The sequence below is a fragment of the Sutcliffiella cohnii genome (assembly GCF_002250055.1).
GTDB classification, from domain to species: Bacteria; Bacillota; Bacilli; order Bacillales; family Bacillaceae_I; genus Sutcliffiella; species Sutcliffiella cohnii.
In genome coordinates this window covers 247,614-260,668 of the sequence record NZ_CP018866.1, presented here as the reverse complement: position 1 = coordinate 260,668, position 13,055 = coordinate 247,614, and the positions used below count along the sequence as shown (strand labels likewise).

General features: G+C 36.0%; 11 protein-coding genes. 6 read left to right on the top strand and 5 right to left on the bottom strand.

What is annotated here, in order from left to right; translation table 11 throughout:
• Positions 1-271 precede the first annotated feature (271 nt).
• Together BC6307_RS01130 and BC6307_RS01125 are read left to right on the top strand one after the other, a co-directional pair.
• On the top strand, positions 272-1,435 hold the full coding sequence (locus tag BC6307_RS01130; RefSeq protein WP_066421401.1) for an ROK family transcriptional regulator: 1,164 nt from the start codon (positions 272-274) through the stop codon (positions 1,433-1,435).
• A 184-nt stretch (positions 1,436-1,619) separates the two neighbouring features.
• Positions 1,620-2,465, top strand: coding sequence for an MBL fold metallo-hydrolase (locus tag BC6307_RS01125; protein ID WP_066421398.1), 846 nt, complete (start codon positions 1,620-1,622; stop codon positions 2,463-2,465).
• Positions 2,466-2,522: 57 nt separating this feature from the next.
• On the opposite strand, the gene BC6307_RS01120 is transcribed toward BC6307_RS01125, so the two are convergent.
• The 4 genes from BC6307_RS01120 to BC6307_RS01105 all read right to left on the bottom strand — a co-directional run bounded on the left by BC6307_RS01120 (position 2,523) and on the right by BC6307_RS01105 (position 6,380).
• Positions 2,523-2,753: a hypothetical protein gene (locus tag BC6307_RS01120; RefSeq protein ID WP_066421396.1), complete on the bottom strand. Its 231-nt coding sequence runs from the start codon at positions 2,751-2,753 to the stop codon at positions 2,523-2,525.
• 413 nt (positions 2,754-3,166) lie between these two features.
• A complete protein-coding gene (locus BC6307_RS01115) occupies positions 3,167-3,856 on the bottom strand; it encodes an N-acetylmuramoyl-L-alanine amidase family protein (RefSeq protein ID WP_066421392.1) in 690 nt (229 codons plus the stop codon).
• 409 nt (positions 3,857-4,265) lie between these two features.
• Positions 4,266-5,684 (bottom strand): alanine/glycine:cation symporter family protein, encoded by a 1,419-nt coding sequence (locus BC6307_RS01110; RefSeq protein WP_066421387.1) that lies wholly within the window; start codon positions 5,682-5,684, stop codon positions 4,266-4,268.
• Positions 5,685-5,930: 246 nt separating this feature from the next.
• Positions 5,931-6,380 carry a hypothetical protein gene (locus BC6307_RS01105; protein ID WP_066421385.1) on the bottom strand — a complete coding sequence of 150 codons (450 nt, stop codon included), beginning with the start codon at positions 6,378-6,380 and terminating at the stop codon, positions 5,931-5,933.
• Between the two features lie 151 nt (positions 6,381-6,531).
• Between BC6307_RS01105 and BC6307_RS01100 the strand changes: the two genes are divergently transcribed.
• The 3 genes from BC6307_RS01100 to BC6307_RS01090 all read left to right on the top strand — a co-directional run bounded on the left by BC6307_RS01100 (position 6,532) and on the right by BC6307_RS01090 (position 10,686).
• The gene (locus tag BC6307_RS01100) at positions 6,532-7,662 is read left to right on the top strand and encodes a winged helix-turn-helix domain-containing protein (protein WP_066421382.1); all 1,131 of its coding nucleotides are present in this window, start codon (positions 6,532-6,534) and stop codon (positions 7,660-7,662) included.
• A gap of 63 nt (positions 7,663-7,725) precedes the next feature.
• The gene (locus BC6307_RS01095) at positions 7,726-9,012 is read left to right on the top strand and encodes an MFS transporter (RefSeq protein ID WP_066421380.1); all 1,287 of its coding nucleotides are present in this window, start codon (positions 7,726-7,728) and stop codon (positions 9,010-9,012) included.
• Between the two features lie 216 nt (positions 9,013-9,228).
• Positions 9,229-10,686 carry an IS1182 family transposase gene (locus BC6307_RS01090; protein WP_066422033.1) on the top strand — a complete coding sequence of 486 codons (1,458 nt, stop codon included), beginning with the start codon at positions 9,229-9,231 and terminating at the stop codon, positions 10,684-10,686.
• A gap of 273 nt (positions 10,687-10,959) precedes the next feature.
• On the opposite strand, the gene BC6307_RS01085 is transcribed toward BC6307_RS01090, so the two are convergent.
• Positions 10,960-11,331 carry a DnaJ family domain-containing protein gene (locus BC6307_RS01085; protein WP_066421466.1) on the bottom strand — a complete coding sequence of 124 codons (372 nt, stop codon included), beginning with the start codon at positions 11,329-11,331 and terminating at the stop codon, positions 10,960-10,962.
• Positions 11,332-11,505: 174 nt separating this feature from the next.
• Between BC6307_RS01085 and BC6307_RS01080 the strand changes: the two genes are divergently transcribed.
• Positions 11,506-12,801 carry an NCS2 family permease gene (locus tag BC6307_RS01080; RefSeq protein WP_066421463.1) on the top strand — a complete coding sequence of 432 codons (1,296 nt, stop codon included), beginning with the start codon at positions 11,506-11,508 and terminating at the stop codon, positions 12,799-12,801.
• Positions 12,802-13,055 lie beyond the last annotated feature (254 nt).

Genomic DNA, 13,055 nt, shown 5'->3' with positions numbered 1-13,055 from the left:
CTGGAGGTTTTCCGCAGGAGATATAGGAAACACGGCGAACGTAGAGAGCCGATGTTGACTTATCGTACGGAGGAAAAGTGAAGTTCGAGCCGGACCTAGCCGCCGGAGCTGGACAATAGAAATGCGGAGGGCGTTTGGGTAGCGGCGTACAAACTGGACAATCCGTATTCTTTTCTTCCTATTTAATCTAACGCAAAGTTATCCGTATCTTTTCTTAGATGAAAACTGTTATAATGAAAGTAAACTTTTACGCTTGAAATGGAGGATTATTATGGTTACTGGTGATGCTTCTTTTATCAAACAAATAAACCGATCAATTATTATCGGAGAGATTGTGAAAGAAGGATTTATATCTAGAGCTGATTTATCAAAAGCAACAGAACTAACTAGAGCGACAATCTCAGCCCAAGTGGCCGATTTAATAGATGATGGACTTGTAGTAGAGACTCATGTAGAACATAATGCGGTTGGACGTAAACCAATTATGTTATCTATTAATCGTAAAGTAGGTTACGCACTAGGAATTGATCTCGATTATGGACAAGTAACATTTATGTTATCTGATTTATTAGGTAGCCCCGTTTCATCACATACGGTTGAGTTACATACTACGGACTATTCAGAAATTTTATCCATATTAGTGGAAGAAATAAATAAACTGAAGCATACGTTTACGGATACTGACCTTGGGATTATCGGAATTGTTATTGCCATACACGGACTTGTTGGAAAAGATGAAACCATTCATTTCGTACCTCGTTTAAAATGGAAGAACATTCATTTGAAAGTAGATTTGGAAAAAGAAATTGGTATTACTGTCCATCTTGAAAACAACGCAAATTTAAGTTCATTTGCAGAAAGAGCATACATCCATCACGAAACAAATAATTTACTTTGTACGACGCATTATTCTGGAATTGGATTAGGAATGATGATGAACAATGAATTTTTCCGCGGTCATAACGGTTTCGCAGGAGAGATTGGGCATATGATCATCGTACCTGAAGGGATTACTTGTAATTGTGGAAATAAAGGGTGTTGGGAAAAATACGCTTCTGAATCAAGTTTTTTTGCTCATCTTTCCGAATTAAAAAACGAACAGATGACTTATGAACAAGTAGAAGAGTTCCTCGCACAAGGTGATGAAGAAGTTCAGCAATTAATGGACAAGTTTATCTATTACATCTCAATCGGACTTAATAATTTAATTAATATGTACAACCCGGAAGTAATTGTATTAGATAGTGAACTGTTACGTATATACCCGAACGCTTTAGAAAAGATAACGGCGAACTTACATTCATCTATTAGTCATTATCATTCACTATCGATTTCAACGATTGGGAAAAGATCTTCTGTGTTAGGTGCATGCGCTTTAGCAATAAAACATTTTCTAAATGTACCTACTTTAAATTTACCTGTAGAGCAAAAATGAAGTGTCTTTTAATGAAAACGCTTCCCTTTTTCAAAACAAAAGCTACCTATCATGTCTAAAATGTTCAGTCGCTAAAGGCTGAGCATTTTTCCTTTCTCCCCTTTAAATGACAAATGCCCGTTCATTTAAAAATGATTACTTTAGGGAATTCTAACTCCGAATTAGATTTTTTGGAGGGATTTTTTTGGAAAAGGAAATGAGTTATGGAAGTGATTATAAATTTATTCCAGCTACTTCTATTGGGAGTGGTGTCGGAATAGATATTTTACCTGACCTTTACAACTATACCATTCAAATAGTAAATATTCATTTAGTTGGTGATCCAAATACTAATGATTTTGTTTTGATTGATGCTGGTATGCCAGATTCAGCAGAAGAAATTATTTCTGTTATTGAAAATCGATTTGGAGAAAATAGCCGTCCTAAAGCAATTATTTTAACGCATGGCCATTTCGATCATGTTGGAGCAATTATTGAATTAGTAAAACGGTGGGAAATTCCTGTCTACGCACATGAACTAGAAATGCCGTTTTTATTAGGAGAAAAAAGTTACCCTGAACCAGACGCAACGGTCGAAGGTGGCATGGTTGCGAAAATGTCCCCAATGTTTCCTAATGAACCAATAAATTTAGGAAACCACATAAAACCATTCCCGTCTGATGGAACAGTACCGCATATGCCTGGATTTAAGTGGATTCACACTCCAGGTCATACTCCAGGTCATGTTTCTTTTTATCGAGAAAATGATGGTACATTAATCGTTGGTGATGCATTCGTCACTGTTAAACAAGAATATTTATATAAAGTATTTACACAAGAACTAGAGATTAGTGGGCCACCTAGATATTTAACAACGGATTGGAATGCGGCGAAGGCATCTGTTGCTAAATTAGCAGCACTTAAGCCAACTGTCGCAGTTACTGGACATGGTTTACCACTGTCTGGTGATTTGTTAACAAGTAGCTTAGAAAAATTGGTTCATGATTTTGATGATATTGCAAAACCTGATTACGGGAAGTATGTCCATTAAGGTTTCTTTTATCATGATAACGCCTCTGTTTTGAAAAGCAGAGGCGTTATTTTTTTGCTATTCGTGGACTAAGTGTTTCGTACCACTATATAAACCGCTCGCCGATAAACCAAATACTAGTCCGATTATAATCCCATCTTTGAAGGGGATATCCATATACAAAATTCCAACTAGTAACCCTATCAAGACAGCTATTACTGGAGCATACTTTACTGGCAGTCCTAGTCGTTTAAACATCTCAACCAACCCTATAATTAGTGGAATGAACACTGCATCTGTTATTTCCATTTTTATACCGTCCTTTCTACCTTTGTGATATAGCCTTATTTAGGAAAATAGCATTTCATAATACATCAACAATACTTTATACTTTAAGTCTACATTGAAAATAGGTTGGTTTTCTTAAGTTTGTCCGTTTCACTTCACTGCAGGTACTCGCTTTCCGCGGGGAGAAACGGGAGCCTCCTCGGGCTTCGCCCTGTGGGGTCTCCCGATTCCTCTTCTTCCCGCTGGAGTCTCGCACCTTCCGCTACGTTCCACTCTCGGTTCTAAATTTCGAAAGGTAAAATATCGTAGCAACTCCCTAACCACTCGATTTCATATGCCATGGTGCAAAGTTCGTTTGCATGGTGGTCTACTTTGATAAAAATAAGAAGCAATGGCTATTGCCACTGCTCCGTTTTCTGCTAGTTACTTGTTACTTACTTCACTCGTAAAACTTGTCCAACATAAATAGTGTAATTTGCATCTAAATTGTTCCATTCTCTAATTTGTTCAATTGTACTTCCATATTGTCTACTTAAGGAGTAAACTGTGTCACCGGAAACTACAGTGTGGTAAATCGCTGTGTTTTTCTTTGGGAGGTTAAAGCATTTCGCTACTCCATTTACATGACCTCGAGCTACTGCTGTAAGCCAACTATCACTTTTCATCTTTGTTGAATCACTTGAGTGGTCGATAAATCCGTTTTCTGTTAAAAGCGCAGGCATATAAGTTTCTCTTAACACATGGAAGTTTTGTTGCTTCTTCCCACGGTCATTTAATTGATTGACCTTCATAATTTCATCGTGAATATTCGTTTGATACGTTGTTGTCGGTGCCCCAACACCTGGATAGACAAAACTCTCAAAGCCCGTTCCCCCACCTGCATTTACATGAACAGATAGGAAAAAGTCTGCACCCCATGAGTTTGCTTGATTTGTTCGCTCACTTAATGATCTTGTAGTATCACCTGTTCGAGACATGAGTATTGAGACGTTATCATACTCCGCTACTAAAATATCCCGAATCTTTGTTGAAATACTTAATGTAATGTTCTTTTCTTGAAGTCCATTACCGATTGCACCTGGATCTGTTCCCCCATGTCCTGGATCAATAAAAATTTTAACCATTTCTTCATCCCCTTGTTTAAAAATTAATTTATACAAACAATTTACCAGAGCGCGCGTTCGTATTTATTGCTTGTACACTTATTTTATGCGAACATACGTTCGTGTGTCAACTATTAATTTTAAATTTTCTAAATACTTATTCTTGAGATATTAAAATTCTTATTTAGTAATTCAGACTAATTGCGGGAAACCAGTTTATTTGTGGTAGGTAGACACCTTTTATTTGGGTTAAATCCTTTTTTATTTGCGATAAGCACCCTCTTATTTGCTGTAACACATTAATTTCATTTGCTCTAAAATAAATATTAACAAAAGTTAAATCCACACAATAAAGGCCAAATCAGAAACGATTTGGCCACACCTTTTTTTTAAAAAAGAGGCCGAAACTAACTCGACCTCTCCTAGTACATTATTTTTTCTCTGAAGGTGATACGTCCTTCCAATGATCTAAATCACGTAATCCTTCAACGTTTTTAGAGTAGAAGACCGGATCTTGTCCAGCTTTTTTCTGCTCTAAGTAATCTTTTAATGCTCCAAATGCAAACTTACCTAGTAAAGTAATAGCAATTAAGTTTACGACCGCCATTAATCCCATAAATAAGTCGGCCATATCCCATACAATTTGAAGACTTGCTACTGAGCCGAATAGTACCATACCGACTACTGCTGCACGGTAAATAAATAACGCTGTTTTACTAGAACGGATAAATTCAATATTCGTTTCTCCATAATAGTAGTTACCGACAATAGAACTAAAAGCAAAAAACATAATAGCAATCGCAATAAAGCTGCTTGCCCAAGCACCAATATGCTCACTTAATGCTAATTGTGTTAGTTCAATTCCTTGGGCTCCACTTGCAAATCCATCTGAAAGTAAAATCATTAACGCAGTTGCTGAACAGATGATAATGGTATCAACGAATACACCTAAACTTTGGATGAAACCTTGTTTTGCAGGATGGCTAACATTTGCCGTTGCAGCCGCATTTGGCGCACTTCCCATCCCTGCTTCATTGGAGAATAGACCACGTTTAATTCCCATCATTAAAGCAGCACCAACTCCACCACCAATTGCTTGCTCTAAACCGAACGCACTTTTAAAAATAAGGGCAAACATTGCTGGAACTTCTGTAATGTTAATTATGAGTACATAGATCGCAACGACTAAATATATCGTAGCCATAATCGGTACAACAATAGAAGAAACTTTCGCCACACGCTTTACTCCACCGAAAATAACAAGTGCAACGAAAGCAGCAAGAACAATACCTAACATTAGTCGGTCTGTTCCGAATGCGTTGTTAAATGCAAATGTAATGGTATTAGCTTGTACACTATTAAATGCTAAGCCAAAACAACAAATAATTAACACTGCAAATACGATCCCTAGCCATCTTGCCTTTAAACCTTTTTCAATATAATAAGCTGGTCCCCCACGGAAACCTTCTTTATCATTTATTTTATATATTTGAGCTAATGTACTTTCCACAAATGCTGTAGCAGATCCAATTAAAGCGATAAGCCACATCCAAAAAATAGCACCAGGTCCACCTAACGCAATTGCACTAGCAACACCTGCTAAGTTACCAGTACCGATTCTACTCGCGGCACTAATAAAAAATGCAGATAATGACGAGACACCTTTTTTCTTACCGCTTATTGCCGTATTTTTATCCCCTAATAAGCGGAACATTTCTAAAAAGTTTTTGAACTGGACAAAACCTGTTTTATACGTAAAATAAAGTCCTAAACCGATTAACATAACAATTAATAAATACGACCATAGTACGGTATTACCGAAGTCTAAAATCTTCACAAACCAATCCATACGTTACCTCCTTCATTTTTTCCCTTTTTCTAGGTTACCTCTTCATGAGAAGGATGTTCAATACAAACATTCTTCCAATTATATATGGATAACAGTTTCTCTCCACAATTAATTCATATAAAAAAATATTATAGTAGAAGAATCTATTTTAGTGAAGTTAGAAAATACCAATTCGATATTTAATGCACTATCTCGTTTTTAAAAATAAAAAATATGGCCGTAAATGAGTCGGCCATATTCCTTGTATTATCCGTTATTTTGTACAAACGTTTTAATCGGTTCACTTAATAGTACTTCATCATCATTAAAAAGCTCGATATAAACTGCATTTTCTTTTTCAATCTTTTTTTCTAGTTCTTTAACAGAATATTCTCCAGTCACCATTCGCATTTCGCCAACTGGGACAACTTCACCATTCCCTCTGAAATATTGCTCTGGTAGGACAATTTCCGTTGATTTAATGATATTTTCCACTTCGCCATCTTTTACAAGGAATCTAACAGAGAAGGGCTGGTCTGTATCTAGTTCTGTAACTTTTATGTTTCCAGAAAACTGTAGATATTCAATGTTTGTGTTTTCCATCTTTTTTAATGCAACTTGTCCATTTTCAATGACAGAAGATGTTTCTTCGTTATTATTACTACAACCTACTAATACAATAAATATCGTAATTATTATCAGCGCTAACTTTTTCATCTGTCTACCCCTCGTCCATAGTCTTTTTTATCTATTATAGTACAAAACAGAATGGTTTGAATAGTTAGTATTTTTATTTTGGAAGAATATCCAATTACTCTTTGAAAATGGTAATATAAAATATATTAGTCAAAAAAGAAGGGATGCCGGTATGTCGATATCGTTCAATCTAAATGAATATAGTATAACTATCGAGGGAACAACACTGAAGCTATTACGTAAAGAGTTTTTATTACTCGATTTCTTATATCAAAACAAGAATCAAACTTTAACTAGGGATCAGTTGTTACAAGCAGTATGGCCACTTCAAGTGCCCTCTGATCGAACAGTTGACGACCATATATATAGGTTACGAAAAAAGTTAAAAAAATGGGACAATGTGGTAACTATTGAAACTGTAAAGGGGTTAGGTTACAAATTGGTCTTATATGTACCTTTTCATGAAAGCCACGAAATAGCTCATGATATGGAGTTCCAGTCTTTAACGAAGAACCTTATTTCGAAGTATCATCTCTATGGTCACGGACAGGCAATACAGCAATTAATCGATGGGTCAACATTCGGTATTCAATTGGATGATAAACATAGACTGTTAGTGAACTTTTTACAGGGAGATTTTTTATCCATTCTCCATTCTGCCGAACTAACTAATAAGGAAAAAGCACTCCCGTTATTCGGTCTTTATTTACTGTTAGAAAAGGATACAAAACTTGTAGACTACTACTTAACCAACTTAGAATTAAAACAATACTTTGGTGAAGATGATAAAGAAGAAATTGACTTGATTCGAATTTTATTCGAACTTCGAAAAGGAAATAATGACCTGGCAAAGAGTCTACTAATACAGGCCGATTCGAACATATCACCAAAATTAGTCGGTTTTTACGGTTTTTTTCAAATTAATTGGCTTACATATGCAATCAGTATAAAGGATTGGGATTTAGCCGAACAGAAAATAGATGTGCTTAGTTCCTTTTTTGAGCAGCACCCTTTCCAACGTGAATATGGTTTATTTTTAACGCTAAAAGGAATTTATCACTTCTATGTAAAAAGGAAAGTAATTGCTGTAAATTATTTCACTCAAGCCTTTACTGTCCTGAAAAAGACCAAATTTGCTTTTCCGACCATTCACGCTCTATATATTGCTGATATATTACGTGTTAAGGACATATCAGAAGAGGCAAGTGAGATGTTAGCGATGAAAACAGAAGAAGTATATGAACAATATGAGCTACCATTATTAACAATTAAAATAAAAAAATTTCTTGATTCGATTCTCTGATATTCCTCTGACATTCCTACGATATCTTTTAAATACAAAGATTTCAGAAGGGATGTATGAAAGATGACAACAAATTTAAGAAAAGAAGAAACAATTTGGCAAAATTCGATATTTATGAGGCTTTTTGCTTCCTACTCGGTATCCATGCTTGGACATTGGTTCGACATGGTCGCTATTATTGTTTTATTCGGGTATGTATGGAATGCCGACCCAATGATGATTGCATTAATTCCGGTTGCTTATGCATTACCACAAGTAGTGCTAGGACAATTCGCTGGAGTGTTGAGTGATAAATTCCATAAAGTGAAGATCATGATGGTCGCTGATTTTACTACCGCTTTATTGACCTTTATTTTATTATTTTCGAATCATCCAATCACAGCTATTATCGTTATTTCATTACGAGCAACTGTAAATGTCGTGCACTCCCCTGCTCAACAAGGTCTAGTTAAATTAGTAGTAAAAGAAAACTTAATAATGAAAGCTATTACCTTAAACGGTTCGGTTAATCAATTATCAAAAATCATCGGGCCATTTATAGGTGCCAGTTTAGTCGGAATTGCATCACCAAAACTATGTATACTTATAAATGCTATCGCCTTTACCATTTCTGCCATTATTCTTCTTACTATTATCGTTAATAAGGAAATGGTTAAGAAAACAACAATGATTGGTCAACAAAATGCTGAAACAGAAAAGGAACATTTCTGGGGCTCTTGGAAAAAAGGCTGGGTGATTGTTTATCAAAAGAAAGTATTATTCGTTAGTTTGATAGCTTGTTTTCTAGCTTTTACAGCCATCCAAATGATTGACTTTCAATTTCCTGTTTTTTTCCGTGAAATTGCACCACATCTACCACAATTAGCTGGGTGGATTATGGGTAGCTCAGGTCTTGGAGCTCTAGTTATGATTCTTATGTTAAACCGCTATAAAAATCTAAAACAGTATGGGTGGCTTATTGGAGGTAGTTTAGTATTAATTGGTGGAGGATTTGGAGGGATTGGTTTTTTACAGGAAGGATTTATACTAGCTATTCCTTTAGCTCTCTCCTTTATTCTTGGTTTAGGAGTAGGTCTCCTTTCTATTACATCCCAATACATTATACAAATGGAGACAAAACAAGACGAAATCGGTCGTGTTACAGGTATCTCTAATTCAGTGATAAGCTTCACTGTATTAATATCTCCAATAATGGGTGGTGTATTAATCCATCATTTCGGCTTCATCCCAGTTTGCCTATGTGTCGCTAGTTTTTTAGTTATCATTGGTATTTCCCTTTTTGGTGGAAACAACGTTTTATTTAAAACACGTCGGGAAGAGGATGAAAAAGCAATGTCTTTGACTGAATAGTTTCTATTTCTTTAGAGTTGCTTTGTCCTAAAAGAGGCTGAGACAAAACTAAATTTATCATGATAAAAAACGAACAATCGCAGGATTAGCGGAGGAAATATACGTAGACTCCAGCGGGAGGAAAGGCGAAGTTGCTGAAAAAGTCCCTATAAGAATACACAATATCCCCACTTTTTAATATAATTAACCTATTATATTAAAAAGTGGGGATTTCCAATGTTAGAACGACAGCCTTCATTACCTTTAAGCGCACATTACCAACTTTACGATATGTTAATTCCGAAAGATAACTTTCTTCGTCAAATGAAGGAATTGGTCGATTTTAGTTTTGTGGAAGAGGAACTAGAAGATAAGTATTGTTTAGATACTGGGAGAAATGCTGAACCACCTGTTCGAATGTTTAAATATTTACTTCTAAAACAAATACATGATCTGTCTGATGCAGACTTAGTTGAACGAGCTAGGTATGATTTGTCTTTTAAATATTTTTTGGATCTTATCCCAGAGGCTTCTGTTATCCATTCTAGTACTTTAACCAAATTTCGAAGACTACGTTTGAAAGATAAGGACTTAATGAATGTACTTGTGGCGAAGACAGTCGAACTTGCATTGGAACACGAGGTTTTAAAGAGTAACACGATTATTGTAGATGCCACGCATACATTATCACGTTTCCATTCCAAAACAGCGAATGAATATGTTCAAGAGAAATCTAAATCATTACGGAAAGTTGCCTATCAACATCAACCATCTATAAAAGAAAAGTTCCCAGATAAACCAGCCACAGATTCATTAGAAGATGAGTTAGCTTATACCACTGCCATACTCGAGGTTCTCGAAAAAGAGGAACAATTAAAGCAGTTGCCAGCTATTAAAGAAAAAATCAACATGGTAAAAGAAGTTGTGGAGGATATTCAAGAAGAAGCGAATTATGGCGGAGATCCCGATGCACGAAAAGGATATAAAGCTTCAGATTATTCCTTTTTGGGATATAAGACACATATTGCGATGTCAGATGAACGCATTATTACGGCTGCCGTGGTTACCTCAGGTGAGAAAAGCGATACCAAGTACTTAAAAGAATTGGTAGAGACTAGTGAGGAAAATGGTTTCATGGTGGATACAGTAGTTGGAGATACCGCATACTCTAGTAAAGATAATCTACAATATATGAATGAGAACGAAAAGCAATTAATTTCTCGCCTGCATCCTATCATTACGAACGGAAATCGTAAAAGAGGAAAGGAATTTGAATTTAATAAGGACGCAAATATGTATGTATGCCCCGCTGGCCATTTAGCTAATAAGAAGTCAGTTAAAAAAAGACAAGATACATCCCAGAATCCGCAGTTGAAATACTTTTTTGATGTAGAGAAATGTAAAGTTTGTCCGCTACGCGATGGCTGTTATATAGAAGGGGCCAAAACCAAAACGTATTCAGTATCGATTAAATCCTCGGAACACCTTTCCCAAGAAGCATTTCAAGAAACAGAGGAATTTAAGCGATTAGCTAAAACACGTTACAAAATTGAGGCTAAAAATAGCGAATTAAAACATAGACACGGGTATAAAAAAGCCAATTCCTCGGGTCTATTTGGTATGAAAATACAAGGAGCTACCACCATATTTGTCACTAATATGAAGAGGATAATCAAACTAATAAATGAAAAATAGGTAAGAAATTGACCTGTGAAGGAGATAAAAAGGAGTATTTTCTGATTAAAAATCAAAAAGTACTCCTTTTATTTCTATAAATTTTTATCTGGTTTAAATATAACAACCTTTTTCAGCAGCTTCGAGGAAAGGCATAGGTGAGACCCCGCAGTGCGAAGCACGAGGAGGCTCACCAGCCGCCCGCGGAAAGCGAAGTATATTTCAGGAGCGAGTTTTCCCTGGATATTTTTTTGTTCGTTTTTTACTTTCATGAAAAAAGTTATGTCCCAACCTCTAATCAGAAAAACGATCATATATTTTGGATTGGTAGTTTTTAAAGGTGGCTGAGTTTGTTTCTTTTTTCTTTTTATCCATTATTTGATTAAAGCGAAGTAGTTTTTCATTTAGGCGTTGCGTTAGTCTTTGTTCTTCTAAATCATCGTGGGCATTTTTGATTAAGTCTTCTATATATTCAATTTCCGAACGAACTTGTTGCTCCTCCATCATTCCAGCGTTTTTCATCATTTTATAGGCCATTCGCATTTCTGGGGGAACATTCGAAAGGTCTTCTAGTTGCAGTTTTTTGCCGTAACCAGGTAAGTTTTCAAACTCACCTTCTTCATACGCTTTCCGAATTCGGTCATCCGTTAATCTTGAAAAATCCAATTCACTCACGTCCCTTCGCTCTCTTATTTTTATTTTACCCTATTTCCACTATGAAAAATGTGAATATTTTAAAAACTATTTTAAGTTTACGAATCCGGATTTCAGTTATATAATAATTGTTTGTGGGTCCTTTGAGGCCGGGCGGGAGAGGGAAACTGAATAAGGATGTTTTTCATGCTTCAATGGCTAAAGAGCTATTTTGATTTATCTGGACATGAAACGAACTTGAAACGTGAGTTCATGGCTGGTTTAATTTCTTTCTTTACCATTGTGTACATTATTGCTGTTAATGCTTCCATTCTTGCAGAAGCAGGAATTCCTCTTGAAGCTGGAATTATAGCCACCATTTTAACTTGCGTTGTTGGGTGTTGGTTAATGGGAATATGGGCAAATGCTCCAATTATTCTCGTTCCAGGTATGGGAATTAATGCGATGTTTACGTACACGTTAGTCCTTTCTATGGGGTTATCGTGGCAAGAAGCATTGGGCGTTGTAGTAGTGTCTGGGATTATTGTTACCATTGTTTCCTTCACACGTTTGTCCCAACTACTACTTGAAGCAATTCCACACTCTTTAAAGCATGCTATTACAGTAGGGTTAGGTTTATTTTTAACACTAATCGGATTAGAAAAAGGTGGCTTAATTGTTAAAGGAGAAAGTTCTCTTTTAGCGTTAGGCGATATGACAAATCCCTTTGTTATCGCAACGATCCTTTCTATTATCGTCACTGTAATACTATTCATTCGTAACGTTCCAGCTAATTTTTTAATTAGCATTATCGTTGGAACTGTTATAGCAGGATTGCTTGGTGTGGTTAACTTTTCAGATGTAGGCAATAGTTCTATTTCATTTGAAAGTTACGCTTCCTTATTTGGTGCTATTTCGTTTGAAAAGGTAGGTAGCTTCGCGTTTTTAGTTGCTGTCTTTTCCTTAACGATGGTCCTATTATTTGAAAATATCGGACTGATCAACGGGCACCTAAATATGATTAATCGACCTGACAAATTTAAACGTTCCTTCCAAGCAAACGGAATTTCTATTTTAACGAGTGGACTTTTCGGATCTAGCCCTACCGTTTCTACTGTTGAGACGGCTGCCGGAATTGTTGCTGGAGGTAGAACGGGTGTCACAGCAATTGTTACTGGTAGCTTATTTTTACTTTCCATTCTTGCTATTCCTTTCATGGCTATTATTCCTGGTAGTGCGATTGCACCAATTTTAATTATTATTGGTGTTCTCATGCTTCAAAGTGTGAAGCAAATCGACTTCCACGATTTATCAGAAGGAATTCCAGCATTTTTAGTGGTCGTGATGATTCCATTTTCGTACAGTATTGCAGATGGAATTGCATTTGGATTTATTGCTTACCCACTAGTAAAGCTTGCAATAGGAAAAGCAAAAGAAGTACCAGCAACCTTGTACATCATTGCAGCGCTATTTTTCTTAACATTTGTAGCGCACGTGTATTGATAAGAACACTTATCGGTTTAACTAACACTCAGACGTCATTGTCTGAGTGTTTTTTCATTAGAAAAAAATAAGCAGACCCGCATCTATAGAGGGTCTGCTCTGTTCAATCAAACGTTTGATTTAATTAGAATTTGTATTAGGATTATTATTTTTCTTTCTTTCACGTAAGTAACTAAAACCTTCTTTTATAATGATTGGTAGTGCCAAAATGATTACTTGTCTAACAAACCTTCCCATAAGGAATCTCCTCCTTG

Bases quoted from the DNA above. Each gene is read 5' to 3' on its own strand.
- BC6307_RS01130 (WP_066421401.1), top strand. From the start codon at position 272: ATGGTTACTGGTGATGCTTCTTTTATCAAACAAATAAACCGATCAATT.
- BC6307_RS01120 (WP_066421396.1), bottom strand. From the start codon at position 2,753: ATGGAAATAACAGATGCAGTGTTCATTCCACTAATTATAGGGTTGGTT.
- BC6307_RS01115 (WP_066421392.1), bottom strand. From the start codon at position 3,856: ATGGTTAAAATTTTTATTGATCCAGGACATGGGGGAACAGATCCAGGT.
- BC6307_RS01110 (WP_066421387.1), bottom strand. From the start codon at position 5,684: ATGGATTGGTTTGTGAAGATTTTAGACTTCGGTAATACCGTACTATGG.
- BC6307_RS01105 (WP_066421385.1), bottom strand. From the start codon at position 6,380: ATGAAAAAGTTAGCGCTGATAATAATTACGATATTTATTGTATTAGTA.
- BC6307_RS01100 (WP_066421382.1), top strand. From the start codon at position 6,532: ATGTCGATATCGTTCAATCTAAATGAATATAGTATAACTATCGAGGGA.
- BC6307_RS01095 (WP_066421380.1), top strand. From the start codon at position 7,726: ATGACAACAAATTTAAGAAAAGAAGAAACAATTTGGCAAAATTCGATA.
- BC6307_RS01090 (WP_066422033.1), top strand. From the start codon at position 9,229: ATGTTAGAACGACAGCCTTCATTACCTTTAAGCGCACATTACCAACTT.
- BC6307_RS01080 (WP_066421463.1), top strand. From the start codon at position 11,506: ATGCTTCAATGGCTAAAGAGCTATTTTGATTTATCTGGACATGAAACG.